This is a genomic window from Stappia sp. G46H5W (genome assembly GCF_058448995.1).
Genome location: NZ_JBZFLL010000004.1, coordinates 117,676 through 136,952, shown reverse-complemented (window position 1 = coordinate 136,952; position 19,277 = coordinate 117,676). Strand labels below are relative to the sequence as shown.

The following is a 19,277-nucleotide window of genomic DNA, read 5'->3' as shown; positions in this document are numbered from 1 at the left end:
ACTGTCTCAATTCGGGTCAGGCTAGCCGCGCACCGGTAAACAAAATGTCCACATTTGCCGGCGGGTGCCCTCTTCGCGCCGCCTTTAGCCGTTGCCCTCAACCGACAATCCACAATATCCAAGGGACAGAACGATACGGCGCGTCCCCTCGCGCCAGGACACGAGAGCGGAGACCTCATGACGCACGCGACAGGCTGGACACAGGCACGGGGCGCACTCGCACAGGGCGCCCGCTCGGCGGCGGAAGGCGGCAGCGCGGCAAGCGAGCTCGGCACCCTGCCGGAGTGGAACCTTGCCGATCTCTATCCCGCCCATGATTCCCCGCAGGTCGCGACCGATCTCGCCCAAGCTGCCCGCGACGCGAGCGCCTTCGAAGAGCGCTACAAGGGCAGGCTCAACGAGATGGCCCGCCGCTCCGGTGCCGAGCTCGCCGGCGCCATCCGCGAGATGGAGGCCCTCGACGACCTGATGGGCCGCCTCGCCTCCTATGCCGGCCTCTTCTATTCGGGCAACACCACCGATCCTGTGCGGCAGAAGTTCTACGGCGATGTGCAGGAGAAGCTGACCGCGGCCAGCACCGCGCTGATCTTCTTCACGCTGGAGCTGAACCGCATCGACGACGCCGTGCTCGACGAGGCCGCCCGCGATCCCGAGCTCGGGCATTACCGCCCGTGGCTCGACGATATCCGCAAGGCCCGCCCGCACCAGCTGGAAGACCGCATCGAGCAGCTCTTCCACGAGAAGTCGGTGACCGGCGCCAGCGCCTGGAACCGCCTGTTCGACGAGACGATGGCGGGCCTGCGCTTCGATGTCGACGGCACCGAGCTGTCGCTGGAGCCGACCCTCAACCTGCTGCAGGATGCGGACGGCAGCCGGCGCGAGACCGCCGCCAAGGCGCTCAGCAAGACCTTCCGCCAGAACCTGCCGGTCTTCACGCTGATCACCAACACGCTGGCCAAGGACAAGGAGATCTCCGACCGCTGGCGCGGCTTCACGGACATCGCCGACAGCCGGCACCTGGCCAACCGGGTCGAGCGCGAGGTGGTCGACGCCCTGGTCGAGGCCGTGCGCGAGGCCTATCCGGCCCTCTCCCACCGCTACTACGCGATGAAGGCCGGCTGGCTCGGCCGCGACGTGCTCGATTTCTGGGACCGCAACGCGCCGCTCCCCTCCGCCGACAACCGTCGCATCCCCTGGGACGAGGCGCGCGAGACCGTGCTCGGCGCCTATGGCCGCTTCTCGCCGAAGATGGCGGACATCGCCCGCGACTTCTTCGACAAGGGCTGGATCGACGCGCCGGCGCGCACCGGCAAGGCACCGGGCGCCTTCGCCCATCCGACCGTGCCCAGCGCCCATCCTTACGTGCTGCTCAACTATCAGGGCCGCACTCGCGACGTCATGACCCTGGCCCATGAGCTCGGCCACGGCGTCCACCAGGTGCTGGCCGCCCCGAACGGCGCCCTGATGGCGCCGACGCCCCTGACGCTGGCCGAGACGGCGAGCGTCTTCGGCGAGATGCTGACCTTCAAGGCGCTGCTCGCCCAGGCAGAGACGCCGGAAAAGCGCAAGATCCTGCTGGCCGGCAAGGTCGAGGACATGATCAACACCGTGGTCCGGCAGATCGCCTTCTACACGTTCGAGCGCAAGGTCCATGCGGCCCGCCGCGAGGGCGAGCTGACTTCGGCCGACCTGTGCGAGTTGTGGATGTCGGTGCAGACGGAGAGCCTTGGCCCGGCAATCCGCCTCAGCGAGGGATACGAGACCTACTGGACCTACATCCCGCACTTCATCCACTCGCCCTTCTACGTCTACGCCTATGCCTTCGGCGATTGCCTGGTGAACTCGCTCTACGCGGTCTACGAGGACGCGGAAGCCGGCTTCCAGGACAAGTATTTCGCCATGCTGTCGGCCGGCGGCACCAAGCACCATTCGGAGCTGCTCGCCCCGTTCGGCCTGGATGCCACCGACCCCGCCTTCTGGCGCAAGGGCCTGTCGGTCATCGCCGGCTTCATCGACGAACTGGAACGGCTCGACGCATGAGCGGCATCGACGGCGGGGGGCGGGATCGCCCCGCCCCCGCCGGCCCGCCCTTTTCCCACACGCCCTATGACGGCTCGACCCGGCCCTTCAGCGTCGGCCTGCAGCCGCTCGACCTTGCCGACTGGATCGAGCCCGACGCGCGGCTCGCCGAACAGCTGGACGAGAAGGAGCGGCTCCTCGCCGGCGGCGGCGAAGCCCCCGTCCTGCTCGCCGAGGACGACACGCAAGACGCCCAGCAGGAAGTGCTCGACCTCCTGGCTGCGCACCTGCCGCACCGTTTCCCCGATCTCTATCGCCGCGAGGGCGAGGCGATCCGCATCCTGCCCGCGGGGCGCACGGTCGCGCTTTCGGGCAGCGACGACATCCCGCTCGGCCGCGCCGCCCGGCTGGTGCAGGAAGACCTGATCCTCATGCGCGCCTCGCCGCAGGGGTATCGCCTTGCCGCCGGCGCACTCTGCTTTCCCTCGTCCTGGTCGCTCGCCGACAAGTTCGCCCAGCCGATGACCGCGATCCACGAGACGGTGCCCGGCTTCAACGACGGGCGCATGGGGCCGATGGTCGCACGCATCTTCGACAATCTTACCGTCGACCGACCCAGCTGGCGGCTCAACTGGTCGCTCTATACCGGCCCCGCGCTGCACCGCCCCTTCCCCAAGCGGATCGCCGCGGACGGCACCGATCCGCACCGGCTGGCGCGGGACGAGGCCGGCGGCCTGCATGTGCGGGTCGAGCGCCAGACCCTGCGCCGCCTGCCCAAAAGCGGCGACATCCTCTTCACCATCCGCATCCACCACGACCCGGTCGCCGCCTTCGCGCGCCATCCCCTCGGGGGCCGGCTGGCGCTCGGCCTGCGCCGGCAATTGCAGGAGCTCGACACGGAGCAGACCGCCTACAAGGGGCTGGCCGCCGACCGCGACGCCATCGCGGAAGCCCTTGCCCGGCTCGCCGCTTCGCTCGCACCCGAATAAGGCCGCCACTGCCCCGGCCGGATCGATCCACTATATCTGTCGGGACGTAGCAGCAGTTCCGGACCTACCGTCCCGCAACCGGCCGAGGCAAGAATGAGCACCCTACCACCCCGCGACCGCGAGCAGAACCGCCTGAGCGCCCGTGTCGGCCGCTATGCCCGCGTCGGCGCCAACATGAGCGGCCTTGCCGCGAAGATCGCCGGTGCGCGCGTCTTCGGCTACACCATCGACAACGAGAAGCAGGCGGCGGAGCTGGCCGCCGCCCTCGGCGGGCTGAAGGGCCCGTTGATGAAGGTCGCCCAGCTGATCTCCACCATTCCCGACGCGGTGCCGCCCGAATATGCGGCCGAACTGGCGCAGCTGCAGTCCGATGCCCCGCCGATGGGCTGGGCCTTCGTCAAGCGGCGCATGTCGGCCGAGCTCGGCCGCGACTGGCAGTCGCGTTTCGCCAGCTTCGACCGCGAGCCGTCGGCTGCCGCCTCGCTCGGCCAGGTGCACCGGGCGCGGGCGCAGGACGGCGCGGACCTTGCCTGCAAGCTGCAATATCCGGACATGGCCTCCACGGTGGAGGCGGACCTGCGCCAGCTGTCGCTGCTGTTTTCCCTCCATCGCCGCATGGGTCCGGCCATCGACACCAGCGAGATCGCCCGCGAGATCGGCGACCGGGTGCGCGAGGAGCTGGATTACCGGCGCGAGGCCCGCCACATGGCCGCCTATGCCCAGATCTTCGAGGCCGAGCCGCGCATCCGCGTGCCGCAGGTGCGGCAGGAGCTGTCGACGGGTCGCCTGCTCACCATGTCCTGGCTCGACGGCCGGCCGCTGCTGAGCTTCAAGGATCGTCCGCTGGAGGACCGCAACCGCCTCGCCGAGGTCATGTTCCGCGCCTGGTGGCATCCATTCAGCCATCACGGGCTGATCCATGGCGACCCGCATCTGGGCAACTACACGGTCTTTACCGAGGGCGAAGCGCCCGCCGGCATCAACCTGCTCGACTACGGCTGCATCCGCATCTTCCCGCCCGGCTTCGTGCGCGGCGTCGTCGATCTCTATCGCGGATTGCTGCATGGCGACGACGATCTCGTCGTCTCCGCCTACGAGCGCTGGGGCTTCCGCGGCCTCACCCGCGAGCTGATCGACATTCTCAATATCTGGGCCCGCTTCATCTACGGCCCGCTGCTCACCGACCGGGTCCGCTCCATCGCCGACGGCATCAAGCCGGCCGAGTACGGGCGCAAGGAGGCCTTCCGCGTCCATCAGGCGCTGAAGGAGAAGGGCCCGGTGACGGTGCCGCGCGAGTTCGTCTTCATGGACCGGGCGGCCATCGGCCTCGGCGGCGTGTTCCTGCATCTGAAGGCCGAGCTAAACTTCTTCCGCCTGTTCAACGAACAGATCGAGGACTTCGAGCAGGACACCGTCGCCGCCCGCCAGTCGGCGCTGCTGGAGGGGGTGGGCCTCACGCCGTCGGTCGCCGGCTGATCCGGCACGTCCGGAACCTGCTCTGATATGGCCGCGACCGGCCTTCAGGTCGCTGCGCGACTGCCTGTCTCGCAGCGCAAACTGCGCGTTGCCCAAGGGAAGCTGTCTGCTATAAGTACGCCAAACATCCACCCTAGCTACGAGAGGGATCCATGGCAGACCACAACGCTCCGTCGATGGACTACGCAGAGCACGAGCGCACCTACAACGGCTTCATCAACTTCTCCAAGGTCGGCACCATCGCCTCCCTGAACGTGATGCTGTGCCTCATCCTCTTCACGTTCGGCGGCGGCGCCGGCACGTTCTTCGGCTGGATCGCGCTGATCGCGACGCTCGTCGCTGCGGCCGTCGGTCTTGCCACCGGCGCCAAGGGCTGGATCCCGTCGGCCATCGTGTTTCTGGTCACCGGCCTGATCGCGATCGTGACCGCCGCCTGAGCGGCTTTTCGCCGATCGCAGATTTTTCGCATACTGGCCGATTTTCGTACACTGGGAGGAGACAACCGATGAAACTCGCTGTGCCCCGCGAGAGCGAGGCAGGAGAAACGCGTGTCGCCGCGACGCCCGATACCGTGAAGCGGTTCGTCTCGCTCGGCTTCGAAGTCAGTGTCGAAACAGGCGCAGGCACGTTGTCGCGTGTGGTCGATGCCGACTATCAGGCCGCCGGTGCCACCATCGCCAAGGACGCCAAGGCGACGCTCGAGGGCGCCGACCTGGTTCTCAAGGTTCGCCGCCCCAGCGCGGCCGAACTCGGCCTGATGAAAAAGGGCGCCATCGTCATCGCGACGATGGACCCTTACGGCCATGAGGACGCCGTCAAGGCGATGGCCGAGGCCGGCATCTCCGCCTTCGCCATGGAGTTCATGCCGCGCATCACCCGCGCACAGGTCATGGACGTCCTGTCTTCCCAGGCCAACCTGGCCGGCTACCAGGCTGTCATCGACGGCGCCGCGGAATACGACCGCGCCATGCCGATGATGATGACTGCGGCCGGCACGGTCCCGGCCGCGCGCGTGTTCGTCATGGGTGCCGGCGTCGCCGGTCTCCAGGCGATCGCCACCGCCCGCCGCCTCGGCGCGGTGGTCAGCGCCACCGACGTGCGTCCGGCCGCCAAGGAGCAGGTCGAGTCGCTCGGTGCCAAGTTCATCGCCGTGGAGGACGACGAGTTCCGCCAGGCGGAGACGGCCGGCGGCTACGCCAAGGAAATGTCGGACGAATACAAGAAGAAGCAGGCCGAGCTGGTCGCTTCGCACATCGCCAAGCAGGACATCGTCGTCACCACCGCCCTGATCCCCGGCCGGCCCGCGCCGCGCCTGATCACCAAGGAGATGGTCGCCTCGATGAAGCCCGGCTCGGTGATCGTCGACCTCGCCGTCGAGCGCGGCGGCAATGTCGAGGGCGCTGTGCCCGGTAAGGTCGCCCAGGTGGGCGAGGTGAAGATCGTCGGCCATCTCAACGTGCCCGGCCGTCTCGCCGCTTCCGCCTCGGCGCTCTACGCCAAGAACCTGGTCGCCTTCGCCGAGACTCTCGTCGACAAGGAGGCCAAGGCCATTGCCGTGAACTGGGAGGACGAGTTGGTCAAGGCGACCGTCCTCACCCGCGACGGCAAGGTGGTTCACCCGGCCTTCGCGCCGGCAGCCGGATAAAGGGGGGACGCATGTCGGAACTCAACGCCAACGAAACGCTGGAGCGCGCCCGCGCCGCTGCGGAAGCCGCACGCGAGGCGGCTGAAACCGCCCAGGCGGCGGCCGATGCGGCCCGCGGCTATGCGGACCAGATCGCCGGCGGGGCGAGCGACTCGATCGCTCATGCCGCCTCCGCCCTCACGGGCGGCGCGATCGATCCCTTCGTCTTCCAGTTCACCATCTTCGTGCTTGCGATCTTCGTCGGCTACTACGTGGTCTGGTCGGTGACGCCGGCCCTGCACACGCCGCTGATGTCGGTCACGAACGCCATTTCGAGCGTGATCGTGGTCGGCGCGCTGCTGGCCGTGGGCGTCGACCTTGCCGCCGATGGCGCAGCTTACGCGCGGGGCTTCGGCTTCCTTGCGCTGATCATGGCCAGCGTCAACATCTTCGGCGGCTTCCTGGTCACGCAGCGCATGCTCGCCATGTACAAGAAGAAGCAGAGATAGGGGGCCGGACACGATGCTTTCCGCCAATGTCACGGCCGTCCTCTATGTGATTTCGGCTGTTCTCTTCATCCTGGCGCTGCGCGGGCTGTCCAGCCCCGAGACATCGCGCCAGGGCAACATGTTCGGCATGGTCGGCATGGCCATCGCCATCGTCACGACCCTGCTGACCGCCGCACCCGGCTTCAGCGGCCTGGCGCTCATCGTTGGCGGCCTCGCCATCGGCGGCGGCGTCGGTGCGGTGATCGCCAAGCGCGTGCCGATGACCGCCATGCCGCAGCTGGTCGCCGCCTTCCACTCGCTGGTCGGCATGGCCGCGGTGCTGGTGGCCGCCGGTGCGCTCTATGCGCCCCAGGCCTTCGGCATCGGCACGGTCGGCACCATCCACGGGGCGAGCCTCGTGGAGATGTCGCTCGGCGTCGCCATCGGCGCGATCACCTTCACCGGTTCGGTCATCGCCTTCGCCAAGCTCGACGGGCGCATGTCCGGCGCGCCGATCATGCTGCCCGCACGCCACCTCATCAATGGCGGCCTGGCGGCGCTGATCGTCCTCATGGTCATCGTCTTCGTCGCGACCGAGAGCCACACCGTCTTCTGGATGATCGTCGTCCTGTCGCTGATCTTCGGCGGCCTGATCATCATCCCGATCGGCGGCGCGGACATGCCGGTCGTTGTGTCCATGCTCAACTCCTATTCGGGCTGGGCGGCCGCCGGCATCGGCTTCACGCTGGGCAACATGGCGCTGATCGTCGTCGGCGCGCTGGTCGGCTCGTCGGGCGCCATCCTGTCCTACATCATGTGCAAGGGCATGAACCGCTCCTTCATCTCCGTCATTCTCGGCGGCTTCGGCGGCGAGACCGCTGCGGCCGGCGGTGGCGGGGCGGACGACCGTCCGGTCAAGCAGGGCTCTGCCGAGGACGCGGCCTTCATCATGAAGAATGCCGCCAAGGTCATCATCGTGCCGGGCTACGGCATGGCGGTTGCCCAGGCGCAGCACGCCCTGCGCGAGCTCGCCGACACGCTCAAGGAGGAGGGCGTCGAGGTCAAGTACGCCATCCACCCGGTGGCGGGCCGCATGCCCGGTCACATGAACGTGCTGCTGGCAGAGGCCAACGTGCCGTATGACGAGGTCTTCGAGCTGGAGGACATCAACTCCGAGTTCGCCCAGGCCGACGTCGTCTACGTCATCGGCGCCAACGACGTCACCAACCCGGCAGCGCGCGACGATCCGTCCTCGCCGATCTACGGCATGCCGATCCTCGACGTCGACAAGGCCGGTACGGTGCTCTTCGTCAAGCGCGGCATGGGCTCCGGCTATGCCGGCATCCAGAACGAGCTGTTCTTCCTGGACAAGACGATGATGCTGTTCGGCGACGCCAAGAAGATGACCGAGGGCATCGTCAAGGCGCTCTGAGCCCCGCGCTCGTCCTTACAACGCACGCAAGTCGCGGCGCGCCTCCCCCGGGGGGCGCGCCGTTTGCGTTCTTGCAGGAGGCGAACCGGATACCTGTCAAGCAGGCTCAGGCCGGGCGGGCTCAGGCGCGGTGCTGCAGCAGGAGCGTTCCCTGGGCCAGCTGGTGCTGCGCCTCGAAGCCCACGCAGAAGGCCGGGATGGCGCTTGCGGCCATCGGCCGGGCGAACAGGAAGCCCTGCACGATCTGGCAGCCGGTTTCGTGGACGAAGCGCAGTTGGTCCGCCGTCTCGATGCCCTCGATCAGCGTTTCGGCGCCGAGCGTCTCGGCCAGCTGCAGGATGCCCTGCACGATGCTGGCGCGGATGTGCTCGTCGCCCTCCAGCACGAAGGAGCGGTCGATCTTCAGCACGTCCGGCTTCAGCCGCATCAGGTAGGCGATGTTGGAATAGCCGGAGCCGAAATCGTCGAGCGCCAGCCGGACGCCGAGCTCGGCAAGGGCGGCCAGGTTGGCTTCCACCTGGACATCGTCGATCAGCAGCACCCCTTCGGTGATCTCGATCTCGAGCTGGCGCGCCGTCAGGCCGTGGCGACCGAGCGCTGCCGCCACCAGCTCCGCAAGACCCGGGGTCTGGAAGGTGCGCGGCGACAGGTTGACCGACACCCGCAGCCGCCGTCCCGCCTCGGCCCAGGAGGCCGCGGTGCGGCAGGCCTCGTCGATCACGAACCGGTCCAGCTCGGCGATCTGGTCGCCTTCCTCGAGGATCGGGATGAACAGCGCCGGCGGGATGATCTCGCCGGTGGCGGTGTCGCGCCAGCGCACCAGCGCCTCGACACCGGTCACCGTGCCGCAGCCGATATGAACCTGCGGCTGGAATTCGAGAAACAGCTGCCCGGCCGCCAGCGCCTGCGGCAGCGACGTGCGCAGCGCCTCGGCGCGGTCGCGGCGATCCGAGATGCCCGCCTCGAAGAACACCTGGCGCCCGCGTCCGCGGGCCTTGGCCTCATAAAGGGCGGCGTCCGCCGCCACGATCGTCGCGTCGATCGTCGGGCCGTCGTCCGGCCAGACCGCAATGCCGCAACTGAAATGCAGCGGGATCGTCTCGCCCTTGAAGACCAGCTCCGGCGGCGAGGACATGCGCTCGGCGATCAGCGCGGCGAGATCGCCGGCCTCGTCCTGCGGCAAGGACAGCGTTGCGACGAACTCGTCGCCGCCCCAGCGCGCAACGATGCCGCGATCGCCGAACCGCTCCACCAGCCAGTCGGCCGCCGTCTTCAGCAGCTCGTCGCCCGCCAGGTGGCCGTGCCGGTCGTTGACCGCCTTGAACCGGTCGAGATCGAAGATGAGCAGGGCCTGCCTTGGCGCCGGCCCGGCCGCCGTCGTCGCCGTGGCCCATTCGGTGAAGCCGCGACGGTTGGCGAGACCGGTCAGGCTGTCGATGCCGCTGACCAGCTTCAGCTCGGTGACCATCCGCCTGTTGCGCCAGCGCAGGGCCAGCGAGATGAAGGACAGCACCAGCAGCATGGTCACACTGGCGATGACCTCGAACCAGGCACCGGCAGAATTCTCGGCCCGCTGCTTCAGCGCCTCGTCGATATCCGCCTCGACACCGCGCATGTAGTCGCCGATCTCGCGCGTCAGTTCGAAACTGGTGCGGCGCAGGTCGGTGAGCGTCGTCTGATTGATGGGGGTTTCTCCCGAGGCAAGCCGGTCGAGGCCGTCGAGCAGCGCCCAGGCGATGGGTGCCACACCGGAATCGGGCTCGACCAGCGGGCCCCGGGTCAGACCGCCCAGGACCTCCAAACGGATGTGGAAGTGGTCGGCAGCATTGGAGACCAGCCCCCGCGCTTCCGGCGAGGCGGCATCGAGGCTCAGCGCCTGCAGCATGCCGTCCACCCGCGCCACCTCGGCGAAGGTGTAGCGCATGTGGCGCACCATGTGCTGCCCGGCATCGGGCTCCGGCTGGTTCAGCGTGGCGACACCGCGCAGCGCCACCAGCGTCGCCACCAGGCAGGCGCAAGCCACCGCGCCGCCGACCAGCCACGGCTGCACCGGACGGAGCAGCGCAGATTGCGCAAGGATCCGTCTGAGGCCGTTCACCACTCGATCTCGACGATCAGCCAGACGCTGCGGTCGGCATAGGTGCGTGTATCCAGTTCCGGATACTGGCCGACCGGATAGATGATCCGTGCCGGGCCGCGTTGGCGCGGGGTCAGCCGCTCCTGGCCGGCGCGGGTCGCGATGACGATGGGCCACCGTTCCCAGTCCTGGCGCGGGATGTCGGCCGAATAGCCATCGGAGGCGCGCACCACCAGGCCCTCGGCCTCGCTGGCGCCGATCATGCGGACGAGTTCGGACAGGAGAACCCCACGAAAGTCGATCAGCGACTCGTCGGGGCTGGCGCGGCCACGGATCTCGACCATCGGCAGGCGCTCGATCTCGTCGAGGGACAGGTCCCTCGTCACGCCGCCATGCCTCAACAGGATGGTCCCGGCCGCCGTCACCCGATCGGAAGGCGACAGACCCGCCGCCTGCGCCGTCAACGGTCCTGCGAGAAAAACAGCGACACCCAGAAGAGCTGCGAACATCCGTGCCAGGGGCATGCGGTCCTCCATCCGGCAGTCGTCCAGGAAGACCTAATCCATCTTGCACGACGCCTTTATCTGCCTATGGCGGACCATAGCCCGCCGCCGTGAAGGCAAGCTTAACCTCTCCGCACTTTTCGCAGGATTCAACGCGCAGCAGAGCGGGAAGGCCGGGGTCGCATCGCGGTGCCCGGAATGCGGCAAATGCGATTCGCCCTCAATGCAGGGCGAGCGGCGCGCCTCCGGGGGGCGCGCCGCTTTCTCTCTGCTCTTTTCCATCGCCCGGCTTGCGGTCAATTTCCGGTTGCGGCCGGTTGGTGGCTTCCCTTTGCACCGCGCGCTTTGATGGGCGCGGGGGGCTCCCACGATGATACTCAAAGCACTTTGCCTGATGGGCGCGCTCGGGCCGGCCGGGCCCTATACGCCCGTCGATCCGCCCGCCGCCACGCTCGTCCAGGCGCGACGCGGGCTCACCTGCAAGCAGATGCCCGATTGCCGCTCGGCGGTGATCCTGTGGTGCTCCGGCTATGGCCGCGCCGATGGCGACGGCGACGGCATCCCTTGTGAGAATGTGTGCTCCTCGCGGCGCCAGGTCGAGGCGATCCTGCGGGAGATCGGCTGCAACAAGTAGCGGCACGGCAGGCACGTCGCCGCCACGAAAAAACCCGGCACGCGGGGCTCGCATGCCGGGTTTCATCGGGTCTGGTGCTGCGGCCGCAAGGCCGCATGACTTTCGGATCAGGCGTCGTTCGCCGGTCCGTTCATGCCCAGCGCATGCATGTAGAGGTCGAGGATCGCATCCTCCTCCTCGCGCTCATGCGGCTGCTTCTTGCGCAGGGAGATCACCTTGCGCAGGATCTTGACGTCGAAGCCGGTGCCCTTGGCTTCCGCGTAGACATCCTTGATGTCGTCCGAGATCACCTTCTTCTCTTCCTCGAGACGCTCGATGCGCTCGACAAATGCACGCAGCTGGTCGCCGGCGACGCCGCCTGGATCGGACATGGGTACTCGTCTCCTTCATGGGTGCGGGCCGTAAGGCCTGCGGATCGGGGTGATCAAACGGGGCCGGGAGGCAAAATGCCTCCCGTGATGCCGATCTGCATGCGCGGAAAATCGGGCGGATGCAAGACCGGGGAACGAAAACGGAACGATATTCACATGGGCGTGGCGCAGCGTCTTACTCGTGCGGGCGGGCCTTTTCGAAGGCAGCCTGCTGCTCGGCGCTCGCCTCGTTCTGGTAGAGATCCTTCCACTGCGAATACGGCATGCCGTAGACGATCTCGCGCGCGCCGTCCTTGTCGAGCGCGACGCCCTTCTCGTTCGCCGCGTCCAGATACCAGTTGGACAGGCAGTTCCGGCAGAAGCCGGCAAGATTCATCATGTCGATGTTCTGCACGTCGGTGCGGTTGCGCAGATGCGAGACCAGACGGCGGAATGCGGCCGCCTCCAGTTCGGTGCGCGTTGCCTCGTCGATTTCGGCCATGTCCTTCTCCATCTCTCGCAGCCGCCCGGTCTCTCGCAGGATCTGGCCGCTCAGTCGCAGCGCGATCCGTAGTGGCGGATCGTGTCGAGGTCCGGCGCTTGCTGCAGGACCTTCGCGACCAGCGGCACCAGCCGCTGCGTCCAGGCCTCGATGCCGGCCGCATCGCCAATCAGGTCCTGGCGGACCTCAAGCAGCACATGCGCCAGCCCTCGCGCCGTACCATGCCGGTACATGCAGTCGTTCTTCAAGGCCCCGTCATAGGGCTCGTTGTCGCCCACCACCAGATCGGGATCGGATCGCAATGCGTCAAGCAGCGGCAGCGCGAAACGCGGGTCGCTGTCCCACAGGATGCCCGCATGCCAGGGCCGCGGCACGCCGCGCCACACCGGCGTATAGCTGTGGATCGACAGGATCGCCGGGGGATGGCCTTCCGCGATCGCCGCGTCGATCTCGGCCGCAACCGCCTCGTGATAGGGGCGGTGATAGGTCACGAGCCGGTGTTCGCGCTCGGCCGCGTCGTGTTGCGCATTGCCCGGAACCACCGAACCGTCCGACAGGCGCATCACCAGCGTCGGGTCGTCCTCGCCGCGGTTCGGGTCGATCAGCAGCCGCGAATAGGTGGTCATCAGGGCCGGCACGCCGAAGGCCTGCGCCAGTCCCAGCGTCAGCTCGCGCACGCCGATGTCATAGGCGATGTGACGCGAAAACTCGGACGGCGGCAGGCCGAGCGAGCCGTAACGCGCCGGCAGTCCGTTGCTGGCATGGTCGCACAGCAGCAGGAGCCCGCGCGAGCGGTCGCCCTCGACCTTCTCGAACGGCGCCTCGTCGGGGGATTTCGGGGCAGGAAACCGGCTCTCGGCCATCTCGGCTCCGTTTGGCATCGCCGCCCTCGTGCAGCTCGCCGCCGGGCGGCGGGACCGGCAAGGGGCGCAGGGGGCTTGCAGGATTCAGGTCCCGCTGTGCACCATATCCGGCGTCCTCTTTCAACCGCATTTTCGCCCTTGCCGGCCGATAAGAGCTATCAGCGATTTCTGGCGAGACAGGCCGGCACCGGATGCCTAATCTCCGCTCGATCCGTTTGCCCGGCCCCTCCGAACGCTTTCCCGAAAGACCGTACGGCATGACCACCACCCCCGCCCCGCTCAGCGCCGCTCCCGACCAGCGTCTTCTGGTCGCCTTCGTGGCGCTGCTCGCCGGGGCCATCGCAATGGGCGTCTCGCCGGCCTTCGTGCGCCATGCCGATGTCGGTCCCTTCGCCAGCGCCTTCTGGCGCGCGGCCCTCGCCCTGCCGCTGCTTGCCGTGTGGGCGCGGCTCGAGCGCCCGAAAGGTGCCGCCGCCCCGCGCTGGACCCCGGCGACACTCGCCGCCGGCGTGCTGTTCGCCGGCGACCTGTTCTTCTGGCACCTGGCGATCATGAACACCACGGCGGCCAACGCGACGCTGCTGGCGACCCTTGCCCCGCTCTGGGTGATGCTGGCCTCCGGCGCCCTGCTCAAGGAGCCGGTCACCCGCGCCATGGCCCTCGGCCTTGCCGCCTGCCTTCTCGGCGCGGCCCTGCTCATCGGCAGCAGCTTCGCCTTTGCGCCGGAGCGCCTGACCGGCGATCTCTACGGCGTCGTCACCTCGGTCTTCTTCGGCGCCTATTTCATCGCCATGCGCTTTGCCCGGCGCGGCAGCACCGGCATGACGCCGGGCCTGCTGGTCTATCGCAGCTCGCTCGTCACCGCCGCCGTGCTTCTCGTCGTTGCCCTGATGCTGGAGGAGACGATCCTGCCCAGCACGCTGACCGGCGTTGCCATGCTGATTGCGCTCGGCGTCGTCGCCCACGCGCTCGGTCAGGGCCTGCTCGCCTTCGCCCTCGGCTCCCTGTCGGCCGGCTTTTCCGCGCTCGTCATCTTCCTGGAGGCGGTTGCCGCCGCCGCCGTCGGCTATCTCTTCCTCGGCGAGAGCATCGGCCCGGCCCAGGCGCTCGGCGGCGCCGTCATCCTTGCCGGCATCTACATCGCCCGCCCGCGGGCCGCGCCCGTGGCCGTTGCCCCCGCCACCGCTCCCCTCCCGACCCGCGAGGCCGAATGACCGACACGACCGCCATGCGCGCCCTGCTGCAGGACCTGTTCGCCGCCGCCGTCGATGCTGCCCGCGCCGAGACCTGCCTGCCGCCGCACCTTCCCGCCCCCGCCGAAACCGGCCGCATCGTGCTGCTCGGTGCCGGCAAGGCCGCCGGCGCAATGATGAAGGTGGCGGAAAACCACTATCGCGAGACGCACGGCCTTGGCCCCGACCGTCTCGTCGGCCTCGGCGTCACCCGCCATGGCTACGGCCAGGAAACGCAGCTGATCGAAATGGTCGAGGCCGGCCATCCCGTCCCCGACCAGGCCGGCATCGACGCCACCCGCCGTACCTTGGCGATGGCGGCCGCCGCCCGCCCCGGCGATCACATTGTCGTGCTCCTGTCCGGCGGCGGCTCGGCCAACTGGATCGCCCCGGTCGAGGGCCTGTCGCTGGCCGACAAGCAGGCGCTGACCCGCGCCCTGCTGCGCTCAGGCGCCACCATAGAGCAGATCAACACCGTCCGCCGCCACCTGTCGCGCATCAAGGGCGGGCGCCTTGCCGCCGCCCGGCCGCACGGCGTGCCAATGACGACGCTCGCCGTCTCCGACGTGCCGCGCGACGAACCCATCGCCATCGCCTCCGGCCCCACCGTCGCCGATCCCACGACGCTCGCCGATGCCCGCGCGCTCGTCGCCCGCTATGCCCCGGACGCGCCTGAAAGCGTCCACCGCGCGCTGGCCGACCCCGCCAACGAGACGCCCAAGCCCGGCGATCCGCTGTTTTCCGGAACCCGGTTCGAGATCGTCGCCCGCCCTGCCCTGTCGCTGGAGCGCGCCGCGGCGATCGCCCGGGAAAAGGGCTACGAGCCGGTCCTGCTCGGCGACAGTCTGGAGGGCGAGGCGCGTGAAGTCGCAGCCGAGCATGCCCGCATGGCACGTGGGATCGCCGAGGCGGGTCGGCGGGCCGTGCTGCTGTCGGGCGGCGAGCTGACCGTGACGATCCGAGGCGACGGGCGCGGCGGCCCCAACCAGGAATACGCACTCGCCCTTGCCCTGGAGCTGGACGGTGCTCGCGGAATTGCCGCAGTTGCAGGTGATACGGACGGCACGGATGGCGGCGCAGGATCGGCAGATGATCCGGCGGGCGCCTTGGTCGACGAAACGACTCTCGCGCGCGCCGCAAGCTCAGGTCATGATGCCGCCGCATTTCTGGAGAGAAACGACAGCACCGGTTTCTTCGATCATCTCGGGGATCTGCTGAGACCCGGACCAACCTATACCAACGTCAACGACTTCCGGGCCGTCCTCATTGACAAGGCGGAAGCCCGTCGGTCATAAGATGACGCGCATGGTCGTGGCACGAGTAATCGAATGATGAAAAAGGCCGAGAGGCAGCGGCAAACCACGGCAGTCAGAACGATCCGGCTGGGCCTCGCATCCTGCGGCGCGATGGCGCTCGCCCTGACGGCTTTCAGCGTTCTCGGAGCGACACCGGCCAAGGCCGAGCTGCGCCTGTGCAACAAGACCGAAAGTCAGGTCGGCGTTGCCATCGGCTATCGCGAGCAGGCCGACTGGGTCACCGAGGGTTGGTGGAACCTGCCGGCAAATTCCTGTGAAACGTTGGTCGCGGGCTCGCTCGTGTCACGTTTCTATTATATCTATGCGGTGGATTACGATCAGTTCGGGGAATGGGGCGGCCGCGCCTTCATGTGTACCCGCGAGAAGGAATTCACCATCCGGGGTATCGAGGACTGCGTCGCCCGCGGCTTCGAACGGACCGGATTCTTCGAAATCGATACGGGCGAGCAAGCCAGCTGGACGGTCCAGCTGACAGAGCCCGTGCAAGGGGGGACAGGCGGACAATGAAGCGTGACAGGCGGGTCAAGATTCTAGCGACACTCGGACCCTCCTCCTCGGATCCGCAAACGATCGAGAAGCTCTACACCGCCGGTGCCGACGTCTTCCGCATCAACATGAGTCACACCGACCACCCGCGCCTGCATGCGCTGGTGGCGATGATTCGCGAGATCGAGACGAAGATCGGCCGGCCGATCGGCATCCTTGCCGACCTCCAGGGTCCCAAGCTGCGTGTGGGCACCTTCGAGGGCGACGCGGTGATGCTTGAGAACGGCGCCAGCTTCACCCTCGACAGCGACAAGACGCCGGGCAGCGCCTCGCGCGTCCACCTCCCCCATCGCGAGATCCTCCAGGCGCTCGAGCCGGGCCACCGCCTGCTGCTCGACGACGGCAAGATCCGCCTGCGCGTGACCTCCTGCACCAAGACCAGCGCCGACACGGTGGTCGAGGTCGGCGGCAAGTTGTCCAACCGCAAGGGCGTCAGCGTTCCCGACACGGAGATCCCGGTCGGCGCGCTCACCGACAAGGACCGCAAGGACCTCGATGCCGCGCTGGAAGCCGGCGTCGACTGGATCGCGCTGTCCTTCATCCAGCGCCCCGACGACCTTGCCGACGTGCGCAAGGTGACGCGCGGCCGCGCCGGCATCCTCGCCAAGATCGAAAAGCCCCAGGCCATCGAACGGCTGAGCGAGATCATCGACCTCTCCGACGCGCTGATGGTCGCCCGCGGCGATCTCGGCGTCGAGATGCCGCTGGAACAGGTCCCGGGCCTGCAGAAGCAGATCGTCCGCGCCTGCCGCCGCGCCGGCAAGCCGGTGGTCGTCGCCACCCAGATGCTGGAATCGATGATCACAGCCCCGGTGCCGACCCGCGCCGAGGTGTCCGACGTCGCCACCGCCGTGTTCGAGGGCGCCGACGCGGTGATGCTCTCCGCCGAATCGGCCGCCGGCCAGTTCCCGGTCGAGGCGGTCGCCACCATGGACCGCATCGCCCGCCAGGTGGAGCGCGACCCCAACTATCGCGGCATCATCCACGCCCAGCGGCAGGAGCCGGAGCCGACCGGCGCCGATGCCATCGCCGCTGCCGCGCGCCAGATCGCCGAGACGCTGAACCTTGCCGCCGTGGTCTGCTACACGACCTCCGGCGCCACCGGCCTGCGCGCCTCGCGCGAGCGTCCCTCCGTGCCGGTCATCGTCATCTCGCCGGTCCTGTCGACCGCCCGCCGCCTGTCGCTGGCCTGGGGCCTCCACTGCGTGGTCTCGGACGACGCCCGCGACGAGAACGACATGGTCGACCGCGCCTGCCAGATCTCCTTCCAGGAGGAACTGGCAAAGCCCGGCCAGCGCATCATCACCACGGCCGGCGTGCCCTTCGGCACCCCCGGCTCGACCAACATGCTGCGCATCGCCTTCATCGGCAGCGACGGTCGCGGCGGTCTCTGAGCCTCACTCGCTCGCGGACACTTTCGACGAGACGGCTTCGGCCGTCTCGTTTCGTTTCCGGCCCTGCATGCCCCATCCCGCCTCCGGGAAGACCATCGCCACCACCTTGGCGATTTCCTCCAGCACCGCGTCCGTGCGCGTGTGCTGCGGCATGTGGCCGGCCCCCTCCAGCGTCACCAGCCAGGCATTGGGCAGGTCCCGCGCCAGGCCGTGCGAATGGATATGCGGGTAGACGACGCCGTCCGTCTCGCCGGTGATCACCGCCGCCGGCTGCGTGATCTCGCCGTATCGCAGAGATGCCGCCTCCACCTCTTCCTTCAGGTAGGAAACGTCCCGCGCATTCGCCCGGAAGGTCTGCGGGCGGAACAGCAGCGACAGGCCCAGCCGCTCGGCATAGTCGTCCGGCGCCATCGCCGGGAGGAAGATGCCGCCGATGGCCCTGGGGGCGAGCAGCGCCGCCCCGAACGGGGCCAGCGTGTGGGAGAACACGGTGCCGACCACCGGAAGGGCCGCCGCGTCGTAATACCAGTTGACCCCGCCCGGCCAGGGATGGGTTGCCGGCGCCAGGAACACCAGCCCGCCGAAAAGGTCCGCCCGCTCAAGCGCCAGCTGCGCCGCCACCGCCCCGCCCCAGGAATGCCCGACCGCAACGGCCCGCGTGATGCCGAGACTGTCGATCAGTCCGGCGATCAGCGCCGCCTGCGCCGCCGGACGGTACATGCCGTCGTCGCCGCGCTCCGAATACCCGTGGCCGGGCCGGTCGACGAAGACGAGCCGCGCGGGCCTCCCCCTCTCCGCCCGCGCCGCCAGAGGCCCTGCCAGCGCCATATGCGGGTCGCGCAGGTTGGCGCTCGCCCCGTGCACGAAGACCAGCGCCGGATCGCCCTCGCGCCAGCCCTCGGGCCGCATGTCGACATAGTGCAGCCGCACGCCGTCGATCTCGGCAAAGGCCCCGATCGGCGGATAGCGCGCCTCGGCGCCGCGGCCGCGCAGCTCCGCCAGCACGGCAAGGCCGGAGAGCAGCAGCGCCAGCGCGGACAGCAGATAGATGGCAAGGGTGGGCATGGGCGGGCGGGTCCAGCTTTACGAGGAACGGGCGGCGGGACGAAAGGCGGGGCCGCGAAGGGCGTCTTGCGCCGTCTGCAGCGGATCGCCCCTGCGGCCTCGGCGGATCTCGGGAGGGGCCTCAGATCGGCGAGCCGGCCGCCGCCTTTTCCATGTCCTCTACCGCCTTACGCGCGTTTTCGCTGACCGGATGTATCTTCAGCACCTGGCGGAAGGTTTCCAGCGCCTCGTCGTCGCGCCCGATCCGCCGCAGGATGATGCCGAGACCGGACATCGCGCCCCAGTGGCGCGGCTCCAGCGCCAGCACGCGCTCGATATCGACCATCGAGCGACCGAAATCCTCGCGCAGGTAATTCACCGTCGCGCGCCGGTTCCAGGCCTCGGGAAACTCAGGAGCCAGCCGCACCGTCACGTCGAGCAGGTCGAGCGCCAGCGGATAGTCCTTGGCCTGCATGGCAGCGGCCGCCCGCATCATCAGGAGATCGACCGTGGCGCTGCCCGAGCGCGACCAGATGCGCTGGATTCGGCTGACGAGCGGGCGCGCCTCCTCGTCGCTCGCCACCTTGGCGAGCTCGGCAAACAGCCCGTCGAGTTCGCTCTTGGGGGTCTCGTTTTCGGTCACCGCGGGAGCAGGACCGGACGGTGGCTCGACCTCGGTGGTCGGCGCATCGAAATCGTCGAGCGAGGGGGGCAGCGCTTCGGGAGGAAGCACGTCGGGCCTTCCCTCCTGCGCCAGCGCGGAGACGGAAAGGCACATCAGGAGGGGA

The 19,277-nt window shown here is 68.5% G+C and carries 19 protein-coding genes; 12 read left to right on the top strand and 7 right to left on the bottom strand.

Features of this window, described 5'->3' with window-relative positions; genetic code table 11:
- Window positions 1-177 precede the first annotated feature (177 nt).
- The 7 genes from ACVJ6E_RS13570 (at window position 178) to ACVJ6E_RS13540 (ending at window position 8,028) form a co-directional block, all read left to right on the top strand.
- The gene (locus ACVJ6E_RS13570) at window positions 178-2,040 is read left to right on the top strand and encodes a M3 family oligoendopeptidase (protein ID WP_120269620.1); all 1,863 of its coding nucleotides are present in this window, start codon (window positions 178-180) and stop codon (window positions 2,038-2,040) included.
- Window positions 2,037-3,008 (top strand): heme-dependent oxidative N-demethylase family protein, encoded by a 972-nt coding sequence (locus ACVJ6E_RS13565; protein WP_120269621.1) that lies wholly within the window; start codon window positions 2,037-2,039, stop codon window positions 3,006-3,008. The genes ACVJ6E_RS13570 and ACVJ6E_RS13565 overlap by 4 nt, the downstream gene beginning before the upstream one ends.
- A 93-nt stretch (window positions 3,009-3,101) precedes the next feature.
- On the top strand, window positions 3,102-4,484 hold the full coding sequence (locus tag ACVJ6E_RS13560) for an ABC1 kinase family protein (RefSeq protein WP_120269622.1): 1,383 nt from the start codon (window positions 3,102-3,104) through the stop codon (window positions 4,482-4,484).
- Between the two features lie 152 nt (window positions 4,485-4,636).
- Window positions 4,637-4,921 carry an aa3-type cytochrome c oxidase subunit IV gene (locus ACVJ6E_RS13555; protein WP_120269623.1) on the top strand — a complete coding sequence of 95 codons (285 nt, stop codon included), beginning with the start codon at window positions 4,637-4,639 and terminating at the stop codon, window positions 4,919-4,921.
- A gap of 68 nt (window positions 4,922-4,989) precedes the next feature.
- The gene (locus ACVJ6E_RS13550) at window positions 4,990-6,129 is read left to right on the top strand and encodes a Re/Si-specific NAD(P)(+) transhydrogenase subunit alpha (RefSeq protein ID WP_120269624.1); all 1,140 of its coding nucleotides are present in this window, start codon (window positions 4,990-4,992) and stop codon (window positions 6,127-6,129) included.
- Window positions 6,130-6,140: 11 nt separating this feature from the next.
- Complete coding sequence (locus ACVJ6E_RS13545; RefSeq protein WP_120269625.1) at window positions 6,141-6,617, top strand: proton-translocating transhydrogenase family protein; 477 nt, start codon at window positions 6,141-6,143, stop codon at window positions 6,615-6,617.
- Between the two features lie 13 nt (window positions 6,618-6,630).
- Window positions 6,631-8,028: an NAD(P)(+) transhydrogenase (Re/Si-specific) subunit beta gene (locus tag ACVJ6E_RS13540; RefSeq protein WP_120269626.1), complete on the top strand. Its 1,398-nt coding sequence runs from the start codon at window positions 6,631-6,633 to the stop codon at window positions 8,026-8,028.
- 121 nt (window positions 8,029-8,149) lie between these two features.
- On the opposite strand, the gene ACVJ6E_RS13535 is transcribed toward ACVJ6E_RS13540, so the two are convergent.
- Together ACVJ6E_RS13535 and ACVJ6E_RS13530 are read right to left on the bottom strand one after the other, a co-directional pair.
- Complete coding sequence (locus ACVJ6E_RS13535) at window positions 8,150-10,126, bottom strand: bifunctional diguanylate cyclase/phosphodiesterase (RefSeq protein WP_120269627.1); 1,977 nt, start codon at window positions 10,124-10,126, stop codon at window positions 8,150-8,152.
- Complete coding sequence (locus ACVJ6E_RS13530) at window positions 10,123-10,629, bottom strand: molybdopterin-binding protein (protein WP_147421885.1); 507 nt, start codon at window positions 10,627-10,629, stop codon at window positions 10,123-10,125. Before ACVJ6E_RS13530 ends, ACVJ6E_RS13535 begins: the two co-directional genes overlap by 4 nt.
- Window positions 10,630-10,978: 349 nt before the next feature.
- On the opposite strand from ACVJ6E_RS13530, the gene ACVJ6E_RS13525 reads away from it, so the two are divergent.
- A complete protein-coding gene (locus ACVJ6E_RS13525) occupies window positions 10,979-11,242 on the top strand; it encodes an excalibur calcium-binding domain-containing protein (RefSeq protein WP_147421886.1) in 264 nt (87 codons plus the stop codon).
- Between the two features lie 107 nt (window positions 11,243-11,349).
- On the opposite strand, the gene ACVJ6E_RS13520 is transcribed toward ACVJ6E_RS13525, so the two are convergent.
- From ACVJ6E_RS13520 to ACVJ6E_RS13510, 3 genes are all read right to left on the bottom strand, one after another.
- Window positions 11,350-11,613, bottom strand: coding sequence for a DUF2312 domain-containing protein (locus tag ACVJ6E_RS13520; protein ID WP_067218634.1), 264 nt, complete (start codon window positions 11,611-11,613; stop codon window positions 11,350-11,352).
- Between the two features lie 175 nt (window positions 11,614-11,788).
- A complete protein-coding gene (locus ACVJ6E_RS13515) occupies window positions 11,789-12,094 on the bottom strand; it encodes a DUF1244 domain-containing protein (RefSeq protein WP_120269759.1) in 306 nt (101 codons plus the stop codon).
- 50 nt (window positions 12,095-12,144) lie between these two features.
- Window positions 12,145-12,957, bottom strand: coding sequence for an N-formylglutamate amidohydrolase (locus ACVJ6E_RS13510; RefSeq protein ID WP_199681342.1), 813 nt, complete (start codon window positions 12,955-12,957; stop codon window positions 12,145-12,147).
- 257 nt (window positions 12,958-13,214) lie between these two features.
- On the opposite strand from ACVJ6E_RS13510, the gene ACVJ6E_RS13505 reads away from it, so the two are divergent.
- The 4 genes from ACVJ6E_RS13505 (at window position 13,215) to pyk (ending at window position 17,445) form a co-directional block, all read left to right on the top strand.
- Window positions 13,215-14,171 carry a DMT family transporter gene (locus ACVJ6E_RS13505; protein WP_120269631.1) on the top strand — a complete coding sequence of 319 codons (957 nt, stop codon included), beginning with the start codon at window positions 13,215-13,217 and terminating at the stop codon, window positions 14,169-14,171.
- Window positions 14,168-15,484, top strand: a complete 1,317-nt coding sequence (locus ACVJ6E_RS13500; protein ID WP_120269632.1) for a glycerate kinase type-2 family protein — start codon at window positions 14,168-14,170, stop codon at window positions 15,482-15,484. Before ACVJ6E_RS13505 ends, ACVJ6E_RS13500 begins: the two co-directional genes overlap by 4 nt.
- 111 nt (window positions 15,485-15,595) lie before the next feature.
- On the top strand, window positions 15,596-16,012 hold the full coding sequence (locus ACVJ6E_RS13495; protein WP_120269760.1) for a DUF1036 domain-containing protein: 417 nt from the start codon (window positions 15,596-15,598) through the stop codon (window positions 16,010-16,012).
- Entirely contained in the window at window positions 16,009-17,445 is a 1,437-nt protein-coding gene (gene pyk, locus ACVJ6E_RS13490; protein WP_120269633.1) for a pyruvate kinase, read from the top strand. Before ACVJ6E_RS13495 ends, pyk begins: the two co-directional genes overlap by 4 nt.
- A gap of 3 nt (window positions 17,446-17,448) precedes the next feature.
- Here pyk and ACVJ6E_RS13485 read toward each other — a convergent pair whose 3' ends face one another.
- Together ACVJ6E_RS13485 and ACVJ6E_RS13480 are read right to left on the bottom strand one after the other, a co-directional pair.
- Window positions 17,449-18,510 carry an alpha/beta fold hydrolase gene (locus ACVJ6E_RS13485; RefSeq protein ID WP_120269634.1) on the bottom strand — a complete coding sequence of 354 codons (1,062 nt, stop codon included), beginning with the start codon at window positions 18,508-18,510 and terminating at the stop codon, window positions 17,449-17,451.
- A gap of 121 nt (window positions 18,511-18,631) precedes the next feature.
- Entirely contained in the window at window positions 18,632-19,222 is a 591-nt protein-coding gene (locus ACVJ6E_RS13480) for a tetratricopeptide repeat protein (protein WP_208996750.1), read from the bottom strand.
- Window positions 19,223-19,277: the final 55 nt, after the last annotated feature.